Here is a 25835-nt window from a genome sequence, read left to right as displayed (position 1 = left end):
ACTGTGGACCTACGCCACCTGGAGTATTTCGTGGCGGTCGCGGAGGAGCTGAACTTCACCAAGGCGGCCCGCCGGCTTCATGTGGTGCAGTCGGCGGTGTCGGCGGCCATCCGGTCGCTTGAGCGGGAGCTGGGGGTGACGCTGTTCGAGCGCTCCGCGCAGCGGGTGGCGTTGTCGGACGCGGGGGCGGTGCTCCTGCCCGAGGCCCGTGGTCTCCTGGAGGCGGCCCGAGCCGTTCGCCAGTCGGTCCAAGGATCTGGTGGCAGTCTCAGCGGAAGCGTCAGCATCGGCATGCTGCCCGCCATGCCCATCGTGGACCTCCCCGCGCTGCTCGGGCGCTTCCACCGCGAGCATCCCGAGGTCACCGTACGGCTGCGCTTCACCGCCACCGGCTCCAGCGGCCTGGCGGAGGCGGTGGTCTCCGGCGAGTTGGACATCGCGATCCTCGCACTGCCCGCCCGCTTGCCCTCGGCCCTCGCCGCGCACCGGCTCGCCGACGCGCGGCTGGTGCTGGTGATGCACCCCGATCACCCGCTCGCCGGCGAGCACAACGTGGCCCTCGCCCGGCTGGCCCAGGAGAACTTCGTCGACTTCCCGCCGGGCTACAGCACTCGTGTCATGGTGGACCGCGTTTTCGCCGCGGCAGGCTTGGAGCGCCGCATCCCCCTGGAGGTCCCGGACCTCACCACCTGCTGCGCGTTCGTCCGGGAGGGGCTTGGCGTCGCCGTCGTCCCCGAGTTCGCCGTCGTGACCGAACCGGGCCTATCCATCGTGTACCTGTCGGATACGACCCTCATCTGGCCACTGGCGGTGGCGACCTCCTCCGCCCGGCGCCCGAGCGCGGCCGTCCGGGCACTCCTCGACCTGGTCGACAGCTATCTGGTCGTGCCACTTTCCCCACCGGTGTCGCCGGATGGCCCTTCGTAGTCGCGCGAGTCGCGAGTCGCGCGTCGCGAGTCGCTGGCGGTGGCTGTGGCGGTGGCGTTCCTGCGCTGCCCGGGGCCAGCGTGGGGTCCGGATTCCTCGACCTGGGCGAACAGCTATCTGCTCGGGAAGCTCGCCCCGCGTTGAGGGATCCGTGCCCCGGTACGGTCGCGTCCCGAGCCTGAGGACCGGTCTGTGCTGCCAAGTGTTAGTTGGTCCGTCGTCGTTTGTGATCAGGAGCGGGCGCCACGGGCGGGTAGCGTTTGGTAGATCTTTTAACTCCCCTCCTGGCCTGGGCTTTTGTAGTGGATCAAGCTCGGGTTTGTCGTAGGTGCTGGATAGCGTGAGGGCAGTTCTTGAGATCCGTGGGAGCCCAGGGGAGGTGCCTTTCGATGGTCGGGTGGCCGATCGATGTCTTTGGTTCCTCTCGTACGGCGCGTGCCGCCAAGCGCGGGCTGCCCGAGATCCTCAGGGGCACTGTGCTGGACCCTGACTACGTCCCGCCGCAGCGCTCGGCCGACGACCCGGCCGACGACCCGGCCGACGACCCGGCCGACGATGCGTGCGGCGACGCCTGGCAGCACCAGGCGTACCCGAGCAATCCCCCAGGATCGGCAGGCTCAAGTGGGCCGGTCGGGCCGACGGGGCGGCCTGCGGGGTCGGCAGGAGGGCGCGCAGGGTGGGGCGATCGCGTGGGGGCCGGTGCCTCCTCCGGCGGTGAAGGGTCTGGTGGTGAAGGGTCTGGCGGTCAGCCGGTGGGGTCGGGGGTGCTGGTGGCGGAGTTGCGGGAGCTGGCGTCCCGGCTGGCGGTGGCCGACCTTCCCGGCACCGCCGCGGTGTGTCTGGCCGAGGCTGAGGAGTTGCTGTACGCGCGGGACCGGTTGATCTCGGCGGTCGCCGCGCGGGTGGGCCGGGTCCACGCCACCGGGGAAGCCAAGAGCGTTGGGTATGCCTCGACGGGGACGTGGCTGCGCGGCGCTGCGGGGATGACGGGTGCGGGGGCGTCGCGGCTGCTCCGGCTGGCCACGGAGCTGGCGCGGTTGCCTGTGGTGCGGGGGCGGTTCGCGGCCGGCACCCTGCCGGAGGGGTCGGTTGATGCGATCACCCAGGTCACCTCGCGGTTGACCGATGAGCAGGTCGCGCTGGTGGAGCCGATCCTGGTGGACCTGGCCGACCATGCCACCCCGGCCGAGATCGCCAAAGCCGGGCGGTATCTGCGCGAGCTGCTCGACCCCGGCAGCCTGGATGATGAGGCGGATGCCGATTACGCGGCGCGGTTCCTGCTGGTCCGCCCCTCCTCCACCGGTGGGGTGGAGGGCGAGTTCCGGCTGCCGCGTGAGGCGGCCGCCCGGCTGCGGGAGTTCCTGGCCGCCTACGCCCGTCCCAAAGGCAAAGACGACGACCGGCCGCTGCGGGTCCGCCAGGCTGATGCGCTGGCCGCGCTGTTGAGCAAGAAGGTCAGCACCGAACTGCTGGTCCTGGTCCGCGCCGAATCCCTCCCCGACGACCTCACGCCCACCAACCCCACCACCTCCGCCACCGAAGCCGCAGACCCCAACGGCGACCTCGACGACGAGCCCACCAGGGGCGACCACGCCACGGGTTCGGCCGCAGCGAGCGCTCGGACTGCGAGCACGGACCAAGAGACGGTAGACGGGGCCTGTGACAGCGCGGACGCGGGGACGGGTGCCGGCGCGGACGCGAGCGCGGACTCGGGTGCCGGCAACGACGTGGGAGCGGGCGCCGGTGCGGACGCTGGTGGCGCTGCGGGTGAGGAGGCGGGTGAGGGGGTGGGGGATGCGGCGTGTGGGAGGTGTGGACACCACCCCGACCGGCTCGCTCCCGGGCTGCTGATCGCGACCGGGCAACTGCTGCCGATCTCCGACGTGCACCGGCTGGCCCGCACCTCCCGCCTGGTCCGCATGGTCGTGGACGCCAAGGGACAGGTCCTGAACATGGGCCGCGCGGTACGGCTGGCCACCCCCGCCCAACGCCAGGCGTTGATCGCCCGCTACGCCACCTGCTACTGCGACGGCTGCGCGATCCCCGCCGACATGGCCGAGATCGACCACGTCAACGGGTGGATCAACGGCAGCGCCACCGACCTGGAGGACATGGCTCCCGCCTGCACCTGGCACAACCGCGACAAAGCCGCCCACCCCGACCGCTACACCACCCACCGCAACCCCGACGGCACCTGGACCCTCACCCACCTCGGCAGAAAAGGCCGCTACGCCGCCCGATTCCGAACCTGAGCCGAAGAGCGCCACGACGTATGGGAGCAGGTGCGCTGTCCCCGGGAATGAGAGCGTGCGTGACTGCGCCATCGCCTGGGGCTTCTTGCAGCATGGCGCTGGGGCCCCGTGAGGTAGGGCTGCCTGCCGGGCGGCGTGGTCTAAGGCGTGGTCTAAGGGGTGGTCCAAGGGCGGGAGCGGACTCAGGAGATCGGAGACGAGGTGAGGAGCTGGATCACGGCGTCGGCCGGCCGGGCGCCCCGGACTGAGAGCCAGGCGAGATCGGTCTTCGAGCGGAAGCCGACGAGGTGCTGGGCCTCGGCCACGGTCAGGTCCTCCGGATTCACGATCACCGGAGTGAGAGCCATCCGCTGCCAGCCTGGCTGGCCGGTCAGGCCGAGGGCCTCCCCGACCTGGCTGTGCGCCGACTTCGCCGCGGCGAGCAGACGGCGCATGTTGTCGGGGGAGCCTGGCACGAACGATACGAGCAGGTTGACCGTGTCGATCTCGGCTCCCGCCGCGCGGGTGGCCCGCAGCATGCCGGTGTCGGCGGGGGCCAGGCCGTACTCGGTCGCGGGAAGGGTGAAGGTGACCTCCAGCGGGCGGCCCCTGTCCCGGGCCTCCCGCTGGAGTTGCGCGATGGCCGCCGCGCGGCGCCCGGTGGCGGCCGTGTCGGCGGAGTCGCGAACCTCGAAGTCGATCCCGGCCGGGTCGAAGGCGCCGATCACTCGCCGGTAGGACGCCATCAGGCGGGTCTGGCTCGTACACGTGGACGACAGCTCGGGGCCGGCCGGCCCTCCGAACGAGAGCCCGGCGTCCCCGCCTTGGGCCCGGAGACGGCCGAGCCGGTTGGCGACCGGGTTGCGGCCCTGCTCCATGACGCCGCCCCATTTCGGCGTGCAGCCGTCCGGGCCCGCGGTGAGGTGGCCGATGGTGTACCAGTGGACGCCGGTGCGCCGGGCGCTCGTAGACAGGTCGAACCGGGGATTGCCCATGGCGTCGACGAACCCCATGTAGCCGGAAGGGTGGCTCGTCCGCACGCGCTCAGGCGACCCGAAGCGGCCCGCCGGGGGCTCGGCGGAGGCGGCTGCCGAGGATGTGACCGTAGATGTGGCTGTGACCGCGGTCGGGGGTCTGGCGGCGGCGGACTGACGGGCGGCCGGGCCGGTCGGCGGCCTCGCCGTACGGACCGCGACCACGGGGTGGGCGGCCACGAGGGACTCGGCGGGCTTGAGCCCAGCGGGGGAGCCCCAGTCGGCCCGAATGGTGGATGGAAGCAGCCAGAGGGCGAGGCCGGTGCCCGTGACAAGCGTCAGAGCTCCCAGCAGCACGAGGGATCGGGGCGGGGTTCCCGCTTCGCGGGCGTGCCGTGCCGACTCCACCGTTCACCACCCTCCGCTGTCTTGCGACTACGTTGCGCACACGAGGCTTGAACTTTAGCAATCACCCGCGACGGCAGAGGCGATAATGGGCAGATGAAGTTAAGGATCTTCACGGAGCCGCAGCAGGGATCGACGTACGACGACCTGCTCGCGGTGGCCCAGGCGACCGAGCGGCTCGGGTTCGACGCGTTCTTCCGCTCCGACCACTACATGCGGATCGGGGCGGGCGACCCCGGCCCGGGTGCGAATGACGCGTGGGTGACCCTGGCCGGCCTCGCGCGGGAGACCTCGCGCATCCGCCTCGGGACGCTGGTGACCCCCGCGACCTTCAGGCTTCCCGGACCGCTCGCGATAAGCGTGGCGGGCGTCGACCAGATGAGCGGCGGGCGGGTCGAGCTCGGCCTGGGCGCCGGCTGGTTCGACGACGAGCACCTGGCGTACGGCATCCCGTTCCCGCCGGTCGGCGAGCGGTTCGAGCGCCTCGAGGAGCAGTTGGAGATCGTGACCGGCCTCTGGGCGGCGACCAAGCCGTTCTCGTTCGAGGGCCGGCACTACCGGCTGGTGGATTCTCCGGCTCTGCCCAAGCCGGTGCAGCGGCCCCGCCCGCCGATCATCATGGGGGGCACCGGCGCGAAGCGGACGCCGAGGCTGGTCGCCCGGTTCGCGGACGAGTACAACGTCCCGTTCCGCGGCCTGGAGGACACCGGGGTCGCCTACGACCGGGTGCGGGAGGCCTGCGAGGAGGCGGGGCGCGGCTCGATCCTGCTGTCGGCCGCCCAGACGGTCTGCGTGGGAAGGGACGACGCGGAGGTCGCCAGGCGTGCTGAGGCCATCGGCGAGGACATCGCGCGGCTTCGGGCCGGCGGTCTCGTGGGAACCCCCGAGGAGATCGTGGACAAGATCGGCAAGTTCGCCGAGCTCGGCGCCGAGCGGATCTACCTCCAGGTGCTCGACCTCGCCGACCTCGACCACCTGGAGCTGATCGCGGCCGAGGTCCTGCCGCACGTCTGAGCATCCCGATACGCGCGGTCGGCTGCACCGGCGCCCCTTATTTCGCTGGCGGGCAAATCAGGCGTCCGTCACACTTTCGGGGTGCTCCTCACCATTTCGACCACCGTACGGCCTGCCACGGATCTCGGCTTCCTCCTGCACAAGCATCCCGACCGGGTGCGGGAGTTCGGCCAGTCGTTCGGCACGGCCACGGTCTTCTATCCCGAGGCGGGGGAGGACCGGTGCACGGCCGCCCTGCTCCTGGAGGTCGATCCGGTCCGGCTCGTACGCTCGCGCGGGAAGTCGTCCCCCGACTTCTCGCTCGGGCAGTACGTCAACGACCGGCCGTACGCCGCGTCCTCGCTGCTGGCGGTGACTCTCGCCGACGTGTTCCGTACGGCACGGGCCGGGCGGTGTGCATCCCGGCAGGAGCTCGCCGACCGTCCGATTCCGCTGGAGCTCTGCCTGCCCGCGCTGCCCTGCCGGGGCGGCGCGGACCTCGCGCATCGGCTGTTCGAGCCTCTTGGCTGGCAGGTGGAGGCGTCAGCCGTACCGCTGGATGAGGCGTTCCCCGAGTGGGGAGACTCCCGCTATGTACGGCTGACACTGCGGGGAGAAGTGCGGCTGGCCGACGCGCTCAACCACCTCTACGTGCTGCTGCCGGTGCTGGACGACGCCAAGCACTACTGGGTGGCCGATGACGAGGTCGACAAGCTCATCCGCGCGGGGGAGGGCTGGCTGGCCGCCCACCCGGAGAAGCCGCTGATCGCCCGCCGCTACCTCGGCCGCCGACGGGCACTGGCCCGTACGGCTTTCGCGCGCCTCGCCGAGGTGGGGGACGACGTCGAGGAGGCCCTGGAGCCGCCCGTCGAGGAGGAGCCGCTGGACCTGCCGGCGGGCGAGGAGCCCGTGGGCACGTCCGCCGAGGCTCACGCAGCCGAGAAGCCGACGGGGGACGAGGTAGCCGGGCCGCCGATCGGGGACGCGTCCGCCGGAGAGCCGATCAGGCAAGCAGCGGAGCGGCCGATGGGGGACGCCGCCGCGGCCGCCGCTGAGGACGAGCGGAGGGTTCCGCTGAACGTCCTGCGCCGCGAGGCGGTCGTGTCGGTCCTGGAGGAGATCGGCGTTCGTACGGTGATCGACCTCGGGTGCGGCTCCGGGCAACTGGTGTCCGCGCTGCTGAGCGGGCCCGCGTTCGCCAAGGTCACAGGGGTGGACGTGTCGGCGCACGCACTCGCTCTCGCGGCGCGCAGGCTCAAGCTCGACAGGATGCCGGAGGCCAAGCGAGCACGGCTGGAGCTGTTTCAGGGGTCGCTGACCTACACCGATGCCCGGTTCGCCGGATATGACGCCGCCGTGCTGATGGAGGTCGTCGAGCACGTCGACCCGCCGAGGTTGCCCGCGCTGGAGCGGGTGGTGTTCGGCGTGGCCAGGCCGGCCCACGTGATCGTCACCACGCCCAACGTGGAGCACAACATCAGGTACGAGTTCCTGGCACCCGAGAAGGGCGGCCCGGCGGCGCGACGGCACCCGGACCACCGGTTCGAGTGGACTCGGGCCGAGTTCGCGGAGTGGGCCGCGGGGGTCGGCGAGACGTACGGATACCAGGTGGATTTCCGGCCGGTGGGCGAGGACGACCCCGAGGTCGGCCCGCCGACCCAGATGGCCGTGTTCACCTCCATAGCGCGCGCAGCGCGTGATCATGCACAGGTTCCGGAGCTGGGCGATGACCGGAGCCTTCGTGGCGCGTGATCATGCACGGGTTCCCGCGTACGGCCCCCTGCCTGCGGAAACTCTTTTCGTGATCTGGCAGTGGAGACCTAAGTGCATGATCACGAGTGACGTCTTTCGAGGTGAACGGGGATGGCGGGGAGGGTGTGCATGATCACCAAATCGATGTGGGCAGGTAGCGGGTCATCTGGAGGAACTTGTGCATGATCACGCGGGGCGGGCGGTGGAGGTGAGCGTGCCGGGGATGTCGCTCGTGGTGCTCGTCGGCATCTCCGGCAGCGGGAAGTCGACCTTCGCGGCGAAGCACTTCCGGCCGACCCAGGTCATCTCCTCGGACTTCTGCCGGGGTCTGGTGTCCGACGACGAGACCGACCAGGCCGCCACGCCGGACGCCTTCGACCTGCTGCACCACATCGTCGGCACCCGGCTCCGGCGCGGACTGCTCACGGTCGTCGACGCCACCAACGTCCAGTGGGAGGCTCGTAAGAAGCTGATCGAACTGGCCCGGAGCCATGACGTGCTCGCCGACGCGATCGTGCTCGACGTGCCGGAGGAGGTGGCGATCGCCCGCAACGCCGCCAGGCCGGACCGGCCCTTCGGGGCGCACGTCATCACGCGTCAGCGCAAGGACCTGCGGCGCTCTCTCAGCAAGATCAGCAAGGACGGCTTCCGCCGGGTCCACGTGCTGCGCGGCGACGACATCGCCGACGCCGTCATCACGTACGAGAAGGCGTGGACGGACCGGACCGACCTCACCGGGCCCTTCGACATCATCGGCGACGTCCACGGGTGCAGATCCGAGCTGGAGACCCTGCTGCGCGACCTCGGCTGGGAGGTGACGCCCACGGGGGCGGTCCACCCCGAGGGCCGGACGGCGGTGTTCGTCGGCGACCTCGTCGACCGCGGCCCCGACACGCCGGGCGTGCTCCGGCTCGTCATGGGCATGGTCGCGGCCGGCACCGCGCTGTGCGTGTCCGGGAACCACGAGCAGAAGCTCGTCCGGGCGCTCGACGGCCGCAAGGTCAGGGTGGCCCACGGTCTCGAGCGGTCGCTGGAGCAGTTCGCCGCCGAGCCGGAGGAGTTCCGGACCGCCGCCAGGGCGTTCATGGACGGCCTCATCAGCCACTACCGGCTCGACGGCGGCAGGCTCGTGGTCGCCCACGCGGGGCTCAAGGAGGCCTACCACGGGCGGGCGTCCGGCCGGGTCCGCGCCTTCGCCTTGTACGGTGACACCACGGGGGAGACCGACGAGTACGGCCTGCCGGTCCGGTACCCGTGGGCCAACGACTACCGGGGCCGCGCCATGGTCGTTTACGGCCACACGCCGATTCCCGAGCCCGAGTGGGTCAACAACACGATCTGCCTGGACACCGGAGTGGTCTTCGGAGGGAGGCTGACCGCGCTCCGCTACCCCGAGCGCCGGCTCGTCTCCGTCCCGGCCGAGAAGATGTGGTACGAGCCGGTCCGTCCGCTCACCTCGTCGGCGGCCCGCGATCCCGGCGTCCTCGACATCGGCGACGTGGACGGCACCCGATACGTCGAGACGAGGTACGGCGGGCGCATCAAGATCGCCGAGGAGAACTCGCGGGCGGCTCTGGAGATCATGAGCCGGTTCGCCGTGGACCCCCGCTGGCTGGTCTACCTCCCGCCGACGATGGCCCCGCCGGAGACCTCCTCGCTCGATGGCTACCTGGAGCACCCGGCCGAGGCGTTCGAAGAGTTCGCCAGGGCCGGAGTGTCCCGCGTCGTGTGCGAGGAGAAGCACATGGGCTCGCGGGCGATAGCCGTACTGGCCAGGACTCCCGAGGCGGCGGCCAGGCGGTTCGGGGTGACGGACGGCTCGGTGGGGACCGTCTACACGCGAACCGGGCGTCCCTTCTTCGACGACCTGACCGCGGAGCTGGTCGACCGGCTGCGGGACGCGGTGAGCCCACTCTGGGAGGGGCTGCGGTCGGACTGGGTGGTGCTCGACTGCGAGCTGCTGCCCTGGTCGGCGAAGGCGGAGGGGCTGATCCGCGACCAGTACGCCTCGGTGGGGGCGGCGGCCGCGGCGGCGCTGCCCGAGGTGATCCGGGCGCTGGAGACGGCGGCCGGGCGCGGCCTGGATGTAGGCGGTCAGCTGGACCACGCCCGACGCCGTGCGGGAAATGCTGCCCGCTTCCGCGACGCCTATGCGCGCTATTGCTGGCCGGTTTCCGGTCTCGACGGTGTACGGCTCGCGCCGTTCCAGATTCTGGCCTGTGAGGGCCGGGCCACGGCGGTGGGGGAGCCGCACGCCTGGCATCTGGACCTGCTCGGCCGCCTGGAGTCGGACATCATCACCCCGACCAGGCACGTGTTCGTCTCCCTCGACTCGGAGGAGGAGCGGGCCGCGGCCGTGGAGTGGTGGTCGGCGCTGACGGCGGAGGGAGGCGAGGGCATGGTCGTCAAGCCCGCCGATCCGCTGCCCGCCGCGCCCGGTCTGCCTGGTCTTCCCGGTTCACAGGCTGTGCCCGGTCAGCAGGCTGTGCCCGGTCAGCAGGGTGCGTCCGGTCAGCAGGGTGCGTCCGGTCAGCAGGGTGCGCCCGCGCTCTCGGGCGACCCGCTGCTCTCAGGAGAGCCCGTGCCGGGTGACCCGACGGCGGAAGGGACGCCAGGGGTCAGGAGAAGCCGGGTGCAGCCGGGGATCAAGGTGCGCGGGCGGGAGTACCTGAGGATCATCTACGGCCCGGACTACACCGAGTCGCTCGATGTGCTGCGGCGGCGCTTCCCCGGCAAGAAGCGCTCGCTTGCACTGCGAGAGCAAGCTCTCGGTCTTGAGGCGCTCACCCGGCTGGCCGAGGGAGACCCGCTCTGGCGGGTCCACGAGGCGGTCTTCGCCGTTCTCGCGCTGGAGTCCGAGCCCGTGGACCCCCGGCTGTGAGGCCTCATCCCATCTCCTCGCCCCCTTATCCCATCTCCTCCAGGGCGCGGCCCTTCGTCTCGCGGATGAACGCGACGACGAAAGCGCCCGAGAGGACGGCGAAGCAGGCGTACATCGCGTAGGTCAGCGGCAGGTTCCACGCCCCGAGGGTGGGAAACGACACGGTGACCAGCCAGTTGGCGATCCACTGCGCCGCCGCGGCGACTCCGAGCGCGGCGGCGCGGATCCTGTTCGGGAACATCTCCCCGAGCAGCACCCAGACCACCACGCCCCACGACAGCGCGAAGAACAGCACGAACACGTGCGCCGCGAGGAGCGCCACCAGGCCCTGCGGGCTGGGCATGCGGACGGTCCCGCCCGTTCGTACCGCCGAGCTGAACGCCCACGCGGCGGTGGCGAGCGACACCGCCATGCCGATGGAGCCGGCCAGGAGCAGCGGCTTGCGACCGGCCCGGTCGACGAGGGCGATCGCGATGAGCGTCCCCACGATGTTGATGACGGACGTCGAGAAGCTGATCAGCAACGACCGGCTCACGCTCAGCCCGACCGACTGCCACAGGGCCGACGAGTAGTAGAAGATCACGTTGATGCCCACGAACTGCTGGAACGCCGACAGCGCGATGCCGGCCCAGACGACGGGCAGCAGGCCGCGCCCGGCCCGGCGCAGGTCGGCGAAGCGCGGCCGCCGCTCGCCCCGCAGCACGGCCTGGATCTCGGCGATCCGCGCGTCCAGGTCAACGCCGGGCCCTTCGATGACGGCCAGAATCCGCCGCGCCGCGGCCGGGCGCCCCATCGCGATGAGGAACCGCGGCGACTCGGGAATGGCCAGCGCCAGCAGCAGATAGATCGTCGCCGGGACCGCGCAGACGATCAGCATCCAGCGCCAGGCCTCGAATCCGGCCAGCGGGCCTCGCACGTCACCGCCCGCCGCCTCCGCGAGGACGTAGTCGACGAGCTGGGACACCGCGATGCCAAGCACGATCGCGAGCTGCTGGAACGAGCCGAGCCGGCCCCTGTAGGCCGCCGGAGCCACCTCGGCGATGTAGGCCGGGCCGATCACCGACGCCATGCCGATGGCCACGCCGCCGAGGACGCGCCACGCCGCCAGATCCCAGATGGAGAAGGCCAGGCCGGATCCGATCGAGCCGACCGCGAACAGCACGGCCGCCAGGCGCATCACGCGGAGCCGCCCCGCCCGGTCGGCGAGGCGCCCCGCCACCCACGCGCCGAGCGCCGAGCCCAGGAGGGCCGACGACACCGTCAGCCCGATCGCGAAGGCGCCGACTGCGAACCGGCTCCGGATGCCGGTGACCGCGCCGTTGATCACCGCGCTGTCATAGCCGAACAGGAAGCCGCCGAGCGCCGCCGCGCCCGCGATGAAGACGACCTGGCCGAGCCTGTGGTGCGCGGCGGAGTCCCGCACGCCGTCCATCGATCCCCCGGACGGTCCTTACCCGGCCTTGTGCGCCCCGAACGCCGCCGGTGCCCCACCCGGCGAGTGCCCCGACCCGCGAGCGCGCGGACTCGCGAGCGCCCCGACCCGCGAGCGCCCCGGCCCGCGAGTGCATCCGCCCGGCGAGTGGCGCGACGGGGCGAGGGCGGACAGGAAGGGACGGGCGAGACGGCATTAGCATCTGGCCATGAATCCGACCAGGGCCGACCTCGAGGCGGCCAGAGGCACGACGATCGACGACGTGCTCGGCCCCGGTCTCGAAGTGCTGTTCTGCGGGATCAACCCCAGTCTCTACTCCGCGGCCACCGGCCACCACTTCGCCCGGCCCGGCAACCGGTTCTGGCCCGCGCTGCACCTGTCGGGCTTCGTTCCCCGCAGGCTCGCGCCGAGCGAGCAGCATCTGCTCCCGTCGTACGGCCTCGGCATCACGAACATCGTCCCCCGGGCGACCGCACGGGCCGACGAGTTGTCGGCGGAGGAGATCCGTGCGGGCGGTGTACGGCTGGCGCGGCTCGTCGAGGAGACCGGGCCCCGGACGCTGGCCGTGGCCGGGGTGTCGGCCTACCGGGTCGCCTTCGGTCGCCCACGGGCCGGGATCGGCCCGCAGGACGACATGATCGGCGACGCGGCCCTGTGGGTCCTCCCCAACCCCAGTGGGCTCAACGCCGCGTATCAGCTTGACCGGCTCGCGGAGGAGTTCGCCTCGCTGCGCCGGGCGATCGAGTCCCTACCGCGCCGCCGACGATGACCCCGTGGCGCGGTAGAGATCGCGCAGGAGGGCGATCCCGGCGCCGTGGTGCCAGCAGTCCTGGTTCACCCACCAGACGACGTCGGTGAAGGGCTCGTCCGGGTCGCGCCGGGCTGCGGTCCACCGCGGTGAACCGGTGAGCCGTACGCGGCCGGCGAGCCGGGTGAGCCCCGGGCCGCTCAGGTGGAGATCCGGCTGATCTCGGGCGGGGGGAGCGGTGCGACCTCCCGCTCGTAGTAACCGAGCATCCCTTCCGCCCTGCCGTACAGGTCGGCCAGGACGCGGACGCAGGGCTCGATGACGCGCGGGTCGGTGATCCGCCGTCCTCCGATGTGAGCGCCGATCTGGTCGTAGAGGATCTCGTACATCAGGTCCGGGCCGAGGATCAGTAGTTCGGGAAGCGGGGCCGCCCGCTCCAGATGTCGTACGGCGGCCGCATCCAGCGCTCTCGCGCGCTCGCCCGCGCGGGTGCGCGCCGCCAGGAGGACGATCTCCCACTGCATGTACGGCGTGAGCGGCGTGTCGACGATCCGCAGGCGCCGGAGCTCGACGTGTGGCGGCAGGTCGTCGGTGAACCGCATCTTCTCCATCAGGGCGAGGGCGCGGTTCCAGTCGCCCTCCATCAGCGCGGCCCAGCTGGGCACGTCCGGCTCGTGGAAGTGCTGGGCGCGTTCCAGTTTCCACACCACGCCTTCCACGCGCTGGAAGCGTTCGTAGAATTCCGTCAGGTAATCGGCCGCCGCCAGGATCTCTCCCGCGGTCTGCCTGACGTGTTCGATCGCCTCTCCGGGCATGAGGGCCTCCTCCGGCGTACGCCGAAATCGTTGGTCGGACCCGCACGTCAAAGGTCCAGCCCGGATCGTGGAACCTCGCGCGCGCCTTCGTCTTTCGCGAACGTCGTGCTGTCAGTTCCCAGTTGAGTTACTGCACACCGTCGTCTCCGTCGTGTCCAGCCTTCTGATCAGGATTTTCACCGTGGCCTGTCGTTCGGCCTCGTGCTGCGCCTCTGGCTCCGCCTCGGCTGGGTCCATCTCACCCTCCGTTGTCGGATGCGTTGTGGGCACCGTCATGGCCCCGTTCTCCGCACGGCCGCACGCGTTTCCCCCGAGGGCGACACGTCGATGGTTCGCCGCCGCCGATCTCCGGTCAAGACCCAAATCCCGTACGGCGAGGCAGGAGGTGCTCCGGCGGCCGGAGCGGGGCCACCTCGCGGTCGAAGAACGGGAGCAGGTCCCTCCGCCTCGCCGTACAGGGAGATCACCGCGGCGCGGCAGGGTGACGACATGCGCCCCATCAGCCGATCGGCCGGGTCGGACCTCGCGCGAGAAAACAGGCCGATCATCATGCGGCTGACTTGACCGGTCAAGGCCCAAAACCGCCGGGCTGCTCCTCCTGGAGTCCCGCACCGCTGGAGCCCCCGCACACCGGGCATTCCGGGCGGGGCGGATGGCGGACCCAGACGTGATGGTCGGGGGCGATGAGGTTGATCCCGGCGACCGTTCCCGTGGCCGGTTCCGGCACTCCGGTGATCAGGGAGATCACCGCATGGGCGACCAGATGGCCCGAGATGCCGGCCGAGGCGGCGACCACGCCGGGTCCTCCCAGGTCCACGGGGAGGCCGGGTCGCCGGCGGCGCGCCTCCCCCTCGGAGAGGCATTCGAAGCAGGCTCCCCGTCCGCGGGTGAACGCCCCCACGGTGACCAGCGGCCCGTTGTACCCGCCGCCGACCCACGGGACCCCGGCGGCGGCGCAGGCCCGGTTCGCCCAGATCCGGATGCCCTGCCCGCGCGGCTCGTCGGCGCACAGCGCCAGCACGTCGCAGTCATCCAGCAGGGCGGCCAGTTCGGGCTCGCTCCCGATCATGCGGCGCTCGCCCGTGACCTCGATCTCGCTGTTCACCCGCCGCAACGCGGCCACCGCGGCCTCGACCTTCGAGCCGCCGATGTCGGCCTCGGTGTAGAGCACCTGGCGGTTGAGGTTCGACAGCTCCACCACGTCCGCGTCGACGCAATGCAGGCGGCCCACGCCGGACGCCGCCAGCGCCCAGGCGGCGTGGCTGCCGGTGCCGCCGAGGCCGATCACCACGACGCGGGCCCGCTTGAGGCGGAGCTGCGCCTCCCAGCAATGGTCGCGCGGCGTCAGATCGACCCGATGGAAGAATGCCTGGCTCCTGCCGTACCTTTCCCGCTCGGGCTCGCTCAGCTCCTCGGGGACCTGTGCCGACGCGTCCTCCACATGGCCCGAGGCGATCAGCGCGCGGACGATGTCCCGCGCCTCGGCCATCGAGACGCCAGGAAGGGAGCGGCACATGACCCCGGCGATGTCGTCGGGCGTGCGCGTGCCGTCCATGAGCGTCAGCGCCGCCCACGCGCCGCCCAGCGGGTCGGTGATCTCGGTGGCCAATCCGTAGATCTCGCCCCCGATCCGCACCGTGCCGTCCTCGAACCTGAACGGCTCGTGCTTCTGCTTGACCCGTGGCAACAGCACCTGTCCCGGCCCCCCTCGCGAAACGGCAGGCGGGACGGGGATTCCGTCCCGCCGTCTGCTCGTAGTCACGCGTTCAGAACCGTGGCCGCGCCGGTTGGAGTGAGTGCCGGGCTGCGGACCGTGACCGGTTCCGCACGACACATCTCATCTGTCGCCGCGTTGTTCAAGACCCAATTCCGCGGCGATGGTGGTGGTGCCACCCGCCACGCCGGTGACCGTGCCCGCGGCGGTGGCGGACCAGGCCCGCCACGGCCATGATCAGCGCACCGAACAACAGCAGCTTGACCGCGGCGAACAGCGGCCATGCCGTGCCGGAGACGAGGGCGGCGACGACCAGCGCCGCCAGGACGAGCGGCACCACCCGGGGCCCGCCCCCGCGAGCACGGCGCGCGTAGGCCCGCCGCGACTCGGCCACGTGCCGGCCCCGCATCGCCAGGTCACCCCGGCCTCCGGGCCACTGCCACCCACCGGCTCCGTACGGCATGCCGTACGGAGCTCCGGACAGGCCCGGGCCACCGAACGGCGGGCCGAACGGGCCACCGATCGGGCGGGCGGAGCCGTACGCTCCCGGGAGGCCGTGCGCCTGGCGAGAGCCGTGCGGGCCCCGCAGGTCGTGGGCATCGTCCGAGCCGTACGCCCCGGGCAGGTCGGCCGTGACCCGTCGCAGGTCGCCGGCGGTGCGCGCGGCGAAGACCGCGTCGAGGCGGTCGTCGAGCTCGTCACGGGTGATCCGGCCCTGCGCGAACGCGTCGTGCAGAACCCGGGTCACCTCGTCACGCTCCTGGTCGCCGATCCGCAGATCGTCGCGGGAGACCATGTCCGTCACTCCTCGTCCTCGTCCCTCTTTCACTACTCGTCGGAGGGGTCGCCGTCGGCGAGGATCTGGTAGAGCTTGCGCCGGGTCTCGGTCAGCACCTGCTTGGCCTGCTTGATCTGGCCGTCCGTGCCGGCCTGCGCGATCTGGAACAGGGCGGACGCGGCCTGGCGGGACAGGGCGAACAGCTCGTGGACGTTGTCCCCGATGTCGGGCGTCATGTCCTCCCAGGGCGCGCGGACCTCGTCCGGGTGCTCCGCGACGTACGCGCGGCCGGCCTCCGTGAGCTGGAAGGTCTTGCGGCCGTCCGTCTCCTCGGCGCGGACCAGGCCCTCGTCGGTGAGCTGCTGCAGGGCGGGGTAGACCGCGCCGGGGCTCGGCTTCCAGCCTCCCTCGCTGCGCGCCGCGATCTCCTGGATGATCTGGTAGCCGTTGCGCGGCTCCTCGCCCAGCAGCGCGAGGATGGCCGCGCGTACGTCGCCGCGCTTGGCCTTGCGGCCCATCCGGAAGCCGCGGCCCCCGAAGGGGAAGCCTCCCGGACCGAACGGCCCGCCGGGCCCGAAGCCGCCTCCGCCCGGGCCGCCCCACGGGCCGCGCCCCCGAGGGCCGCCCCTGTGCCGGCGCTCGTGCGGCCCTTCTTGGCCTTGGATGCCGTGGTGGATGCCGTGGCCGTGGTGGTCGTGCTCTTCATCCGAGTGGTGCTGCCACATCGCGGCCCCCTTGAGAAAACTGGCGTGCAGTGCTCGCCGCATTTGGCGGCGGCTGTCGGCGGGAGGGCGCCTGTCTGAGAAGCCCCAGGGCCCTCCCATGGCGTAGATCGTCATGTCGTCCCCCTTGCTGAAACGTTCTTGATGGCTCAAAGATATATCGAGAACATTCTACTGACAAGCCGCCGCCGATAGTGACACACATCACGCGAAACTTTCCCGAGACGGGAACATGGCCCGAGACCGGCGCGTTATGACCAGCAGGACGGGAGCGTTCTGCTCTGAGAGGGCTGGGGGGTGCTCTTGGAGCGGAACGGTCCCGTCTTTTGCGTTCCCAGCTCCCGGCTCTCGGCTGTCAGCTCCCGGTGGCCCCCCGCGACACGCCGCATGGTTCGAGCATTTTGTCGGTGCTTTGCCGTACAGTCTCCGGCGTGATCTTGTCATGATGGGGCATTCGCACGCTCTCAGCGGGGCCGCGGTGTGGCTCGCGGTCACGCCGGCCCTGATGGCCCTCCCGGGGATCCTGGCGCATCCGGAGCTCGCGACCGTGACAGGGACCGTGCTGACCCCGCCCGAGTTGGTCGCGGGGGCGGTCATCTGCGCCGGCGCCGCCATGCTGCCCGATCTCGACCATCCCAGCGCCACCATCGCGCAGACCTTCGGCCCGGCGACGTGGCTGCTCAGCAAGGGCGTCAACTTCGTCAGCGGCGGGCACAGGCACGCCACCCACTCACTGCTGTTCGCGGTGTTCGCCGGCGTCGGCACCCATCTGCTGGTCCAGCGCTACCCGATCGGGCGCGACATCATGGTCGTGTTGATGATCGGGCTGGCGCTGCGCGCCGTCGGGATCGGGGTGCCGGGACACACGATCACCTCCGCGCTCGTCAACATGGCGCTGACGGCCGGCCTGTTCGTCACCTTCCACATGATGGGCGTGACCTACTCCTGGCTCGGGTTCGCCATAGGCGTCGGCTGCCTGGTGCACGTCATCGGCGACTGCCTGACCGAGCGCGGCTGCCCGGTGCTGTGGCCCATCAAGGGGCGGTGGCTCCTGCCGTTCGACATCGGGATCAAGACGGGGAAGACGTTCGAGAAGCAGATCCTCGGGCCCGTCCTCTCGGTCGCCGTGCTGGTCTTACTCTGCCTGCGGCTCATGCCCGCCTGAGCACCCGGGCCGGACGGCGTGGGTCCGGCGGCGGGTTCGGCGTGGGTTTCGCGTGGGTTCCGCGCCCGTCCGCCTCGGTCCGCGCCCGTCTGCCTCGGTCCGCGCCCGTCCGCGCCGAATCCGGGCGCGGAAACGCCGGCCCGAAAGAATGAACGCGGAAAAATCCGCTTTTTCCCGGTGGGGACGTGTCGGCCGAGCACCTACTCCTGAGTAACTTGATGTCGAGATAACCATCGGGATATCTTGATGTCGAGACATCCGCCGACTTAGGTCAGCCTAACTGCCTTGAGTGTTCCTAAGGTGCGGCAGGATGCATACGCGAACTTTTGACAAGCCCGGAAAGTTGGGGAGGCGAACTTCGTGTCCGCGAACAGCTTCGGCAGCCGTGACACGCTGCGCGTCGGTGAGGCGTCGTACGAGATCTACCGGCTGGACGCCGTCGAGGGGTCCGCGCGCCTCCCGTACAGCTTGAAGATCCTGCTGGAGAACCTGCTCCGCACCGAGGACGGCGCGAACATCACCGCCGACCACATCCGCGCCGTCGGCGACTGGGACCCGAACGCGGCGCCGAGCGTGGAGATCCAGTTCACCCCGGCGCGCGTGATCATGCAGGACTTCACCGGCGTGCCCTGCGTCGTCGACCTCGCCACCATGCGCGAGGCCGTCCGCGACCTCGGCGGCGACCCCGCCAGGATCAACCCGCTCGCCCCGGCCGAGATGGTCATCGACCACTCCGTCATCGTCGACTACTTCGGCCACCCGGACTCCTTCGCCCGCAACGTCGAGCGGGAGTACGAGCGCAACCGCGAGCGCTACCAGTTCCTGCGCTGGGGCCAGACGGCTTTCGACGAGTTCAAGGTCGTCCCGCCGGGCACCGGCATCGTGCACCAGGTCAACATCGAGCACCTGGCCCGCGTGGTCATGACGCGAAGCGTCGAAAAGGACGGCAAGGCAGCGTTGGCCGCCTACCCGGACACCTGCGTCGGGACCGACTCGCACACCACCATGGAGAACGGCATCGGCGTCCTCGGCTGGGGCGTCGGCGGCATCGAGGCCGAGGCCGCGATGCTCGGCCAGCCGATCTCCATGCTGATCCCGCGTGTGGTCGGCTTCAAGCTGACCGGCAAGCTGCCCGCCGGCGCGACGGCCACCGACCTCGTGCTCACGATCACCGAGATGCTGCGCAAGCACGGCGTCGTCGGGAAGTTCGTCGAGTTCTACGGCGAGGGCGTCTCCAGCGTGCCGCTGGCCAACCGCGCCACGATCGGCAACATGAGCCCCGAGTTCGGCTCGACCTGCGCGATCTTCCCGATCGACGGGCAGACGATCGACTACCTCACGCTCACCGGCCGCCCCGCGGAGCAGGTCGCGCTCGTCGAGGCGTACGCCAAGGAGCAGGGACTCTGGCTCGACCCCTCGGCGCCCGAGCCGGTCTTCTCGGAGTACATCGAGCTCGACCTCGCCACGGTCGTCCCGTCGATCGCCGGTCCGAAGCGGCCGCAGGACCGCATCGCGCTCGCCGACGCAAAGCAGGCCTGGCGCGCGGCCGTCCGCGACTACGCCCCGGGCGACAGCATCCAGGGCCCGGCCGACGAGGCGTCCGCCGAGTCGTTCCCCGCGTCCGACTCCCCGGCGATCTCGCACAGCGGCAACGGCGACGTCCCGCACGCCGCCCACCTGAACGGCCGCCGGCCGCACAAGCCGACCCCGGTCACGCTGGCGGACGGCACGTCGTTCGGGATCGATCACGGCGTCGTGACGATCGCCGCGATCACCTCGTGCACCAACACCTCGAACCCGTACGTCATGCTCGGCGCGGCCCTGCTCGCCAAGAACGCCGTGGACAGGGGCCTGACCCGCAAGCCGTGGGTGAAGACCTCACTCGCTCCGGGCTCCCAGGTCGTCACCGGCTACTTCGAGCGTTCCGGGCTCACGCCCTACCTCGACAAGCTCGGCTTCAACCTGGTCGGCTACGGCTGCACGACCTGCATCGGCAACTCCGGCCCGCTGGAGCCGGAGATCTCCGAGGCGATCCAGTCCGCCGACCTCGCGGTGACCGCGGTGCTGTCCGGTAACCGCAACTTCGAAGGCCGGATCAACCCGGACGTCAAGATGAACTACCTCGCCTCGCCGCCGCTCGTCGTGGCGTACGCGCTGGCCGGGACGATGGACATCGACCTCAACAACGAGCCGCTCGGCGCGGGCGCCGACGGTCAGCCGGTGTTCCTCAAGGACATCTGGCCCTCGCCGGAGGAGGTCGCCTCCGTGGTGGCCGAGTCCATCGGCCAGGACATGTTCCTGCGGGACTACGCCGACGTGTTCAAGGGCGACGAGAACTGGCAGTCCCTGCCGATCCCGACCGGCAACACCTTCGAGTGGGACCCCGCCTCGACCTACGTGCGCAAGGCGCCGTACTTCGACGGCATGCCCGCCACGCCGGAGCCGGTGTCGGACATCTCCGGCGCCCGGGTGCTGGCCCTGCTCGGCGACTCGGTCACGACCGACCATATCTCGCCCGCCGGTTCGATCAAGCCGGACTCCCCGGCCGGTCGCTACCTGCGCGAGAACGGCGTCGAGGTCAAGGACTTCAACTCGTACGGCTCCCGCCGGGGCAACCACGAGGTCATGATCCGCGGCACCTTCGCCAACATCCGGCTGAAGAACCTGCTGCTCGACGGCGTGGAGGGCGGGTTCACCCGGGACTTCACCAACGGCGGGGAGCAGTCGTTCATCTACGACGCGTCGCAGAACTACCAGGCCGGCGGCATCCCGCTCGTCGTCCTGGCGGGTAAGGAGTACGGCTCGGGGTCGTCCCGTGACTGGGCCGCCAAGGGCACCGCGCTGCTCGGCGTCCGCGCCGTCATCGCCGAGTCCTACGAGCGCATCCACCGGTCGAACCTGATCGGCATGGGCGTGCTGCCGCTCCAGTTCCCGGAGGGCCAGACGGCCGCCTCGCTGGGCCTCACCGGCGGGGAGACGTTCGACATCACCGGAATCGAGGAGCTCAACAAGGGCGCGACGCCCGCCACCGTGACCGTGCGGGCCGGTGACATCGAGTTCCAGGCCGTCGTCCGGATCGACACCCCGGGAGAGGCCGACTACTACCGCCACGGCGGCATCATGCAGTACGTCCTGCGCTCCCTGCTCGCCAAGAGCTGACGCCCGGAGCCTGAGCCGCCCCGGGCCCCGATCCCTGGGGCGGCTCGGACTTCAAAGCATCTGCTCCAGCAGCGTGAGCACTTTGTCCAGGACGTGATCGGGAGCCTGGCCCAGCCGTGCTTTCATCCGCATCGTGGAGAGAGACCTGACCTGCTGGACCATCACCCAGCTGGTCGTGCGCAGGCCGGTGCCCCCGAGGGGAACCTCTACGTGGTTGCTCCATCCGCGATCACGGGTTGTCAGCGGCGCCGCGATGACAAGGCCGAATCCCGCCGTGTTGTAGGCGTCGTTGCTGATGACCAGTGCGGGGCGCGCGTACCCCTGCTCTCGGCCGACCGGTTCGCCGAAATCGGCGAACCAGATGTCTCCCTGAGACGCTTTCATCCCTCTCCTTCGGGGAAATCGATGAGGCCCTCCCACTCGGGCGCGAGGCGGAGGCTGGCGGAGGGCGGCCCTTGGAGCACCTCGACCTCCGCGAGGTAGTCGGCCCAGCCCTCGGGGTCTTCTCGCTGTGTTCGTTCGATCTGCTGGCGCACCGTCTGCCAGAACTTCTTGTGCTCGTAGTCGGCGACGGCGCTGTCGATCACTGCGGTCATGGGTCTGCCTTCCTGTTTGGCGATTTCCGCGATCTTGTCGCGAGTAACGATGCTGACCCGGATCGTCGTGTGCTTCGCCTCGTGCTTCGGCTCGGTGCTCATACAGGCGAGGCTACGTTGGGGTCTACAAAGCGGTCTATGCCATGTCCTCATCTGGAAGTTTAGGGACGGCCGATTACTCTCGCAACAACTTTCCGTTACTGTCGGTGATTGTCTGGCTTTCTCGTTCCCGGCGGTGGCGGATAACCCGTTTCGGGCCAGGGATGGCGGGCCGTTAGGGTCTGCGGCCATGACTCATGACGCGATATCGCTGCTCATAGCGGGATTGGCCGTCTTCACCGGGGCGGTCGTGCAAGGCGGTGTGGGGTTCGGGCTCGGGCTGGTCGCCTCGCCCCTGCTCACGCTGCTCGACCCCACCGTCATGCCCGGCGCCGTGCAGGTCGTCAACGCGACGCTCCCGTTGTTCACGCTGGCGGCCGAATGGCGCCGGGTGGACTGGCGCGGCCTCGGCTTCGCCGTACTGGGCAGGCTGCCGGGCAGTGTCATCGGCGGGTTCGTCGTGGTCTATGTGAGCACGCGCGTCCTCGGCGTGCTCATCGGCGTGATGGTCGTGATCGCGGTCGTGCTGACCGCCAGGGCGGTGTCGCTGCCGCGGAACGGCGGCACCCTCACAGCGGCAGGGTTCATCTCCGGGATCACGGGCACCGCGACGGGCATCGGCGGGCCGCCCATGGGCCTCGTCTACCAGAGCGCGAAGGGCCCGCAGATCCGGGCCACCCTGGCGATGTTCTTCTTCCTCGGTGCCGTGCAGTCGCTCGGCATCCTGGCCTTCGTCGGAAAACTGCCCGTCAGGACTCTCGGGACCGGGGCGGCGCTGATCCCCTTCGTGATCCTCGGGTACGCCGTCTCCGGTCCGCTGCGCCGCTACCTCGACGGCGGCCGGGTCCGCGCCGCCGTGCTGGGAGTCGCCGCCCTTTCCGCCTGCGCGCTCATCGGCCAGAGCCTCGCCCATTGAGCCAAGACCGATTAAGCCGCCGTTTCGTCATTGTTACCGCGGACAACAAACGTTACCTTCCTGTGTCTATCACCACCATGACTTCTGGCTTACGTTGTCTCAAACAACATTCCCTGGAGCGGTGATGGCCGTGACCCGGCTCTGCCGTACCGGACGGCCACGTCACCCGCGATCGCATGCCGACTTCTGAGATCGCGACGAGCTCGGCCGTACTTCCCTCATAGACCCCCAGCCAGAGAAAGGACCCACGCCCAATGCGCAAGGGGATCCTCAGCATCGGTGCCGCCGCCGCGGCGCTTTCCTTCGGTCTCACCGCCTGCGGGGGCGAGAGCGGTGACACCACTGCCCAGGGCGCCGGCGCCTCGTCGTCCGCGCCGGCCGCCAAGCCCGGCAAGATCGGCGTCATCCTCCCGGACAGCAAGTCGTCGGCCCGGTGGGAGACCGCTGACCGGAAGTACCTCAAGGAGGCGTTCGACGCGGCCGGCGTGCAGTCGGACATCCAGAACGCCCAGGGCGACAAGACCGCCTTCCAGACCATCGCCGACCAGATGATCACGAACGGCGCGACCGTGCTGGTGATCGTGAACCTGGACAGCGGCACCGGCAAGGCCGTCCTGGACAAGGCCAAGTCGCAGGGCGTCGCGACGATCGACTACGACCGCCTGACGCTGGGCGGCAGCGCCTCCTACTACGTGTCGTTCGACAACACCAAGGTCGGCACGCTGCAGGGCGAGGGCCTGGCGAAGTGCCTGACCGACAACAAGGCCGACAAGCCGATCATCGCCGAGCTGAACGGCTCGCCGACCGACAACAACGCCACGCTGTTCAAGAACGGCTACGACGGCGTGCTCAAGCCGAAGTACGACTCCGGCGAGTACAAGAAGGGCCCGGACCAGTCGGTCCCGGACTGGGACAACGCCCAGGCCGGCACGATCTTCGAGCAGATGCTGACCCAGGAGCCGAAGATCGGCGGCGTGCTCGCCGCGAACGACGGCCTCGGCAACGCCGCCATCGCCGTGCTGAAGAAGCAGAAGCTCAACGGCAAGGTCCCGGTCACCGGTCAGGACGCCACCGTGCAGGGCCTGCAGAACATCCTCGCCGGCGACCAGTGCATGACGGTCTACAAGGCGATCAAGAAGGAGGCCGACGCCACGTCGCAGCTCGCGATCGCCCTGGCCAAGGGTGAGAAGCCGGCCGCGACCGCGACGGTCAAGGACACCCAGAGTGGCCGGGACGTGCCCGCGGTTCTGCTCGACCCGCAGCCGATCTACTTCGACAACGTGAAGGATGTCGTGGCCGACGGGTTCGTCGCCAAGGACGAGCTGTGCACCGGCGACTTCGCCGACAAGTGTGCCAAGGCCGGCATCAGCTAAGCCCCTTCCCCTACGGGCCGGTACGGCGCGGCAAGCCGTACCGGCCCCCTTCTTCAACGGAGTAGCCCATCGTGTCCCAGGGACCGGTCCTGGAACTGCGCGGCATCGACAAGAGCTTCGGTCCCGTGCAGGTCCTTCACGACGTCGCCTTCTCGGTGTACCCAGGAGAGGTGACAGCACTGGTCGGCGACAACGGCGCCGGCAAGTCCACGCTCGTCAAGTGCATCGGCGGGATCCACCCGATCGACGCCGGCGAGTACTTCTTCGAGGGCGAGAAGGTCCAGGTGAACGGGCCGAGGGACGCGGCGGCGCTCGGCGTCGAGATCGTCTACCAGGACCTCGCGCTCTGCGACAACCTCGACATCGTGCAGAACATGTTCCTCGGCCGCGAGCGCACGAGCGGCCTGGTCCTGGACGAGGCCATGATGGAGGAGATGGCGGCCAAGACGCTGGCCGGCCTGTCGGTCCGGACGGTGAAGTCGCTCCGCCAGCAGGTCTCCAGCCTCTCCGGCGGCCAGCGGCAGACCGTGGCGATCGCCAAGGCCGTCCTGTGGAACAGCAAGGTCGTCATCCTCGACGAGCCGACGGCCGCGCTCGGCGTCGCGCAGACCGCCCAGGTCCTGGAGCTCGTCCGACGACTGGCCGACAACGGACTCGCCGTGGTACTCATCTCGCACAACATGAACGACGTCTTCGCCGTGTCCGACCGGATCGCGGCCCTCTATCTCGGGCGGATGGCCGCCCAGGTCAGGACCTCCGACGTGACTCACTCGCAGGTCGTGGAACTCATCACCTCCGGGCGCAGCGGGGAGCTCGGCCTCAGGAACGGCAACGGAGCGGCATCATGACGACGGAAACGCTCCCGGAGCGGAGCACCTCCGAGTCCGCGATCGGCGTCCACGTGAAGGGCTACGTCGAGCGGGTGCGCGGCGGCGAGCTCGGGGCCCTGCCCGCGGTCTTCGGCCTCGTCGTGCTGTGCGTGGTCTTCTCGGTCCTGCGCCCGGCCTTCCTGTCGCCGGTGAACTTCGCCAACCTGTTCACACAGGGCGCCGCGGTCACCGTCATCGCGATGGGCCTGATCTTCGTGCTGCTGCTGGGCGAGATCGACCTGTCGGCGGGCTTCGCCAGCGGCGTCTGCGCGGCGGTGCTCGCGGTCCTGCTCACCAACGAGGGCTGGCCCTGGTACGCCGCGGTCGGGGCCTCGATGCTGACCGGCGCCATCATCGGCACGGTCCTCGGCACGCTGGTCGCCAAGCTCGGGATCCCGTCCTTCGTCGTCACGCTGGCGGCGTTCCTCGCCTTCCAGGGCGTGCTGCTGCTCCTGGTCAAGGGCGGCACGAACATCTCGATCCGCGACGAGACGATCCTGGCCATCGCGAACAACAACGTTCCGCCGGTGGTCAGCTGGGTCGCCGTGATCGCGGGCGTGGCCGCCTACGCCGCCATCCAGTTCGTGAAGGCCCGCCGGCGCAGTGCCCGTGGCCTGGTCGCCGACCCGCTCATTCTGATCATCTTCCGCGTGGCGGCGCTCGCCGTGATCGCGGGCGTGGCGGTCTACGTGCTGAACCTGGAGCGCAGCCGCAACGAGCTGATCGTGTCGCTCAAGGGCGTGCCGATCGTGGTCCCGGTGATCGTCGTCCTTCTGCTCGTGTGGACGTTCGTCCTGCACCGCACAAGGTACGGCCGGCACGTGTACGCGGTGGGCGGCAACGCCGAGGCCTCGCGCCGGGCCGGTATCAACGTCGACGGGATCCGCATCTCCGCGTTCGTCATCTGCTCGTTCATGGCGTCGATCGGCGGCATCATCGCCGCGTCCCGCGCCAACTCGGTCGACCCGAACACCGGCGGCAGCGACGTGCTGCTGTTCGCCGTGGGCGCGGCCGTCATCGGCGGCACCAGCCTGTTCGGCGGCAAGGGCCGCGCCCTCGACGCAGTGCTGGGCGGGGCCGTCGTGGCCGTCATCCAGAACGGCATGGGCCTGATGGGCTACAGCGCGGGCGTGAAGTACGTCGTCACCGGTTCGGTGCTGCTGCTGGCCGCGGGCGTGGACGCCCTGTCCAGGAAACGGGCTGCCGCCACCGGACGACGGTGATCTACGCCGGATCACAGTAGGGTGTCCCCGACCCCTGACCCCCCAGGAAAGCCGAGGCTGGCT

Annotated in this window: 20 protein-coding genes; 12 read left to right on the top strand and 8 right to left on the bottom strand. The window is 70.3% G+C overall.

The window, feature by feature from the left end:
• Positions 1-3 precede the first annotated feature (3 nt).
• Together N5079_RS04660 and N5079_RS04655 are read left to right on the top strand one after the other, a co-directional pair.
• Positions 4-927 (top strand): LysR family transcriptional regulator, encoded by a 924-nt coding sequence (locus N5079_RS04660; RefSeq protein WP_261582139.1) that lies wholly within the window; start codon positions 4-6, stop codon positions 925-927.
• 389 nt (positions 928-1316) lie between these two features.
• Positions 1317-3179 (top strand): HNH endonuclease signature motif containing protein, encoded by a 1863-nt coding sequence (locus N5079_RS04655; protein WP_261582138.1) that lies wholly within the window; start codon positions 1317-1319, stop codon positions 3177-3179.
• 182 nt (positions 3180-3361) lie between these two features.
• On the opposite strand, the gene N5079_RS04650 is transcribed toward N5079_RS04655, so the two are convergent.
• Positions 3362-4540, bottom strand: coding sequence for a hypothetical protein (locus N5079_RS04650; protein ID WP_261582136.1), 1179 nt, complete (start codon positions 4538-4540; stop codon positions 3362-3364).
• Positions 4541-4633: 93 nt separating this feature from the next.
• Here N5079_RS04650 and N5079_RS04645 point away from each other — a divergent pair, with 93 nt between their 5' ends.
• From N5079_RS04645 to N5079_RS04635, 3 genes are all read left to right on the top strand, one after another.
• Entirely contained in the window at positions 4634-5551 is a 918-nt protein-coding gene (locus N5079_RS04645) for an LLM class F420-dependent oxidoreductase (RefSeq protein WP_261582135.1), read from the top strand.
• Positions 5552-5632: 81 nt separating this feature from the next.
• Positions 5633-7282 (top strand): 3' terminal RNA ribose 2'-O-methyltransferase Hen1, encoded by a 1650-nt coding sequence (locus N5079_RS04640; protein ID WP_261582134.1) that lies wholly within the window; start codon positions 5633-5635, stop codon positions 7280-7282.
• 223 nt (positions 7283-7505) lie between these two features.
• Positions 7506-10163: a polynucleotide kinase-phosphatase gene (locus tag N5079_RS04635; protein WP_410007743.1), complete on the top strand. Its 2658-nt coding sequence runs from the start codon at positions 7506-7508 to the stop codon at positions 10161-10163.
• A 25-nt stretch (positions 10164-10188) separates the two neighbouring features.
• Here the strand turns inward: N5079_RS04635 and N5079_RS04630 are convergent, their stop codons facing one another.
• Entirely contained in the window at positions 10189-11595 is a 1407-nt protein-coding gene (locus N5079_RS04630) for a sugar porter family MFS transporter (protein WP_261582132.1), read from the bottom strand.
• Between the two features lie 208 nt (positions 11596-11803).
• On the opposite strand from N5079_RS04630, the gene mug reads away from it, so the two are divergent.
• A complete protein-coding gene (gene mug / locus N5079_RS04625) occupies positions 11804-12364 on the top strand; it encodes a G/U mismatch-specific DNA glycosylase (protein ID WP_261582131.1) in 561 nt (186 codons plus the stop codon).
• A gap of 179 nt (positions 12365-12543) precedes the next feature.
• Here the strand turns inward: mug and N5079_RS04620 are convergent, their stop codons facing one another.
• The 4 genes from N5079_RS04620 to N5079_RS04605 form a co-directional block, all read right to left on the bottom strand.
• Positions 12544-13158 (bottom strand): DUF6879 family protein, encoded by a 615-nt coding sequence (locus tag N5079_RS04620; protein ID WP_261582130.1) that lies wholly within the window; start codon positions 13156-13158, stop codon positions 12544-12546.
• 568 nt (positions 13159-13726) lie between these two features.
• Positions 13727-14851: a HesA/MoeB/ThiF family protein gene (locus N5079_RS04615; protein WP_261582129.1), complete on the bottom strand. Its 1125-nt coding sequence runs from the start codon at positions 14849-14851 to the stop codon at positions 13727-13729.
• A 163-nt stretch (positions 14852-15014) separates the two neighbouring features.
• Positions 15015-15668: a DUF1707 domain-containing protein gene (locus N5079_RS04610; protein ID WP_261582286.1), complete on the bottom strand. Its 654-nt coding sequence runs from the start codon at positions 15666-15668 to the stop codon at positions 15015-15017.
• 32 nt (positions 15669-15700) lie between these two features.
• On the bottom strand, positions 15701-16489 hold the full coding sequence (locus N5079_RS04605; protein ID WP_261582128.1) for a PadR family transcriptional regulator: 789 nt from the start codon (positions 16487-16489) through the stop codon (positions 15701-15703).
• 325 nt (positions 16490-16814) lie between these two features.
• Between N5079_RS04605 and N5079_RS04600 the strand changes: the two genes are divergently transcribed.
• Both N5079_RS04600 and N5079_RS04595 read left to right on the top strand, forming a co-directional pair.
• Positions 16815-17537 carry a metal-dependent hydrolase gene (locus tag N5079_RS04600; RefSeq protein WP_261582127.1) on the top strand — a complete coding sequence of 241 codons (723 nt, stop codon included), beginning with the start codon at positions 16815-16817 and terminating at the stop codon, positions 17535-17537.
• A gap of 360 nt (positions 17538-17897) precedes the next feature.
• The gene (locus N5079_RS04595; RefSeq protein ID WP_261582126.1) at positions 17898-20696 is read left to right on the top strand and encodes an aconitate hydratase; all 2799 of its coding nucleotides are present in this window, start codon (positions 17898-17900) and stop codon (positions 20694-20696) included.
• Positions 20697-20747: 51 nt separating this feature from the next.
• Here the strand turns inward: N5079_RS04595 and N5079_RS04590 are convergent, their stop codons facing one another.
• Together N5079_RS04590 and N5079_RS04585 are read right to left on the bottom strand one after the other, a co-directional pair.
• Complete coding sequence (locus tag N5079_RS04590) at positions 20748-21080, bottom strand: type II toxin-antitoxin system PemK/MazF family toxin (protein WP_261582124.1); 333 nt, start codon at positions 21078-21080, stop codon at positions 20748-20750.
• Positions 21077-21394 carry a hypothetical protein gene (locus N5079_RS04585; protein WP_261582123.1) on the bottom strand — a complete coding sequence of 106 codons (318 nt, stop codon included), beginning with the start codon at positions 21392-21394 and terminating at the stop codon, positions 21077-21079. The genes N5079_RS04590 and N5079_RS04585 overlap by 4 nt, the downstream gene beginning before the upstream one ends.
• A gap of 187 nt (positions 21395-21581) precedes the next feature.
• On the opposite strand from N5079_RS04585, the gene N5079_RS04580 reads away from it, so the two are divergent.
• The 4 genes from N5079_RS04580 (at position 21582) to N5079_RS04565 (ending at position 25772) form a co-directional block, all read left to right on the top strand.
• Positions 21582-22307 carry a sulfite exporter TauE/SafE family protein gene (locus tag N5079_RS04580; RefSeq protein ID WP_261582122.1) on the top strand — a complete coding sequence of 242 codons (726 nt, stop codon included), beginning with the start codon at positions 21582-21584 and terminating at the stop codon, positions 22305-22307.
• A gap of 254 nt (positions 22308-22561) precedes the next feature.
• Complete coding sequence (locus N5079_RS04575) at positions 22562-23680, top strand: sugar ABC transporter substrate-binding protein (protein WP_261582121.1); 1119 nt, start codon at positions 22562-22564, stop codon at positions 23678-23680.
• Positions 23681-23751: 71 nt separating this feature from the next.
• Positions 23752-24528 carry an ATP-binding cassette domain-containing protein gene (locus tag N5079_RS04570; protein ID WP_261582120.1) on the top strand — a complete coding sequence of 259 codons (777 nt, stop codon included), beginning with the start codon at positions 23752-23754 and terminating at the stop codon, positions 24526-24528.
• A complete protein-coding gene (locus N5079_RS04565) occupies positions 24525-25772 on the top strand; it encodes a sugar ABC transporter permease (protein WP_261582119.1) in 1248 nt (415 codons plus the stop codon). The genes N5079_RS04570 and N5079_RS04565 overlap by 4 nt, the downstream gene beginning before the upstream one ends.
• Positions 25773-25835 lie beyond the last annotated feature (63 nt).

The organism is Planotetraspora sp. A-T 1434, from assembly GCF_025420585.1.
Classification (GTDB): domain Bacteria; phylum Actinomycetota; class Actinomycetes; order Streptosporangiales; family Streptosporangiaceae; genus JAOEGB01.
This window is presented reverse-complemented; position numbering and strand designations above follow the sequence as displayed.

Coding starts and splice junctions, on each gene's coding strand:
- N5079_RS04655 (WP_261582138.1), top strand. CDS start 1,317: ATGGTCGGGTGGCCGATCGATGTCTTTGGTTCCTCTCGTACGGCGCGT.
- N5079_RS04645 (WP_261582135.1), top strand. CDS start 4,634: ATGAAGTTAAGGATCTTCACGGAGCCGCAGCAGGGATCGACGTACGAC.
- N5079_RS04635 (WP_410007743.1), top strand. CDS start 7,506: ATGTCGCTCGTGGTGCTCGTCGGCATCTCCGGCAGCGGGAAGTCGACC.
- N5079_RS04630 (WP_261582132.1), bottom strand. CDS start 11,595: ATGGACGGCGTGCGGGACTCCGCCGCGCACCACAGGCTCGGCCAGGTC.
- mug (WP_261582131.1), top strand. CDS start 11,804: ATGAATCCGACCAGGGCCGACCTCGAGGCGGCCAGAGGCACGACGATC.
- N5079_RS04620 (WP_261582130.1), bottom strand. CDS start 13,158: ATGCCCGGAGAGGCGATCGAACACGTCAGGCAGACCGCGGGAGAGATC.
- N5079_RS04610 (WP_261582286.1), bottom strand. CDS start 15,668: ATGGTCTCCCGCGACGATCTGCGGATCGGCGACCAGGAGCGTGACGAG.
- N5079_RS04605 (WP_261582128.1), bottom strand. CDS start 16,489: ATGACGATCTACGCCATGGGAGGGCCCTGGGGCTTCTCAGACAGGCGC.
- N5079_RS04600 (WP_261582127.1), top strand. CDS start 16,815: ATGATGGGGCATTCGCACGCTCTCAGCGGGGCCGCGGTGTGGCTCGCG.
- N5079_RS04590 (WP_261582124.1), bottom strand. CDS start 21,080: ATGAAAGCGTCTCAGGGAGACATCTGGTTCGCCGATTTCGGCGAACCG.
- N5079_RS04585 (WP_261582123.1), bottom strand. CDS start 21,394: ATGAGCACCGAGCCGAAGCACGAGGCGAAGCACACGACGATCCGGGTC.
- N5079_RS04580 (WP_261582122.1), top strand. CDS start 21,582: ATGACTCATGACGCGATATCGCTGCTCATAGCGGGATTGGCCGTCTTC.
- N5079_RS04575 (WP_261582121.1), top strand. CDS start 22,562: ATGCGCAAGGGGATCCTCAGCATCGGTGCCGCCGCCGCGGCGCTTTCC.
- N5079_RS04565 (WP_261582119.1), top strand. CDS start 24,525: ATGACGACGGAAACGCTCCCGGAGCGGAGCACCTCCGAGTCCGCGATC.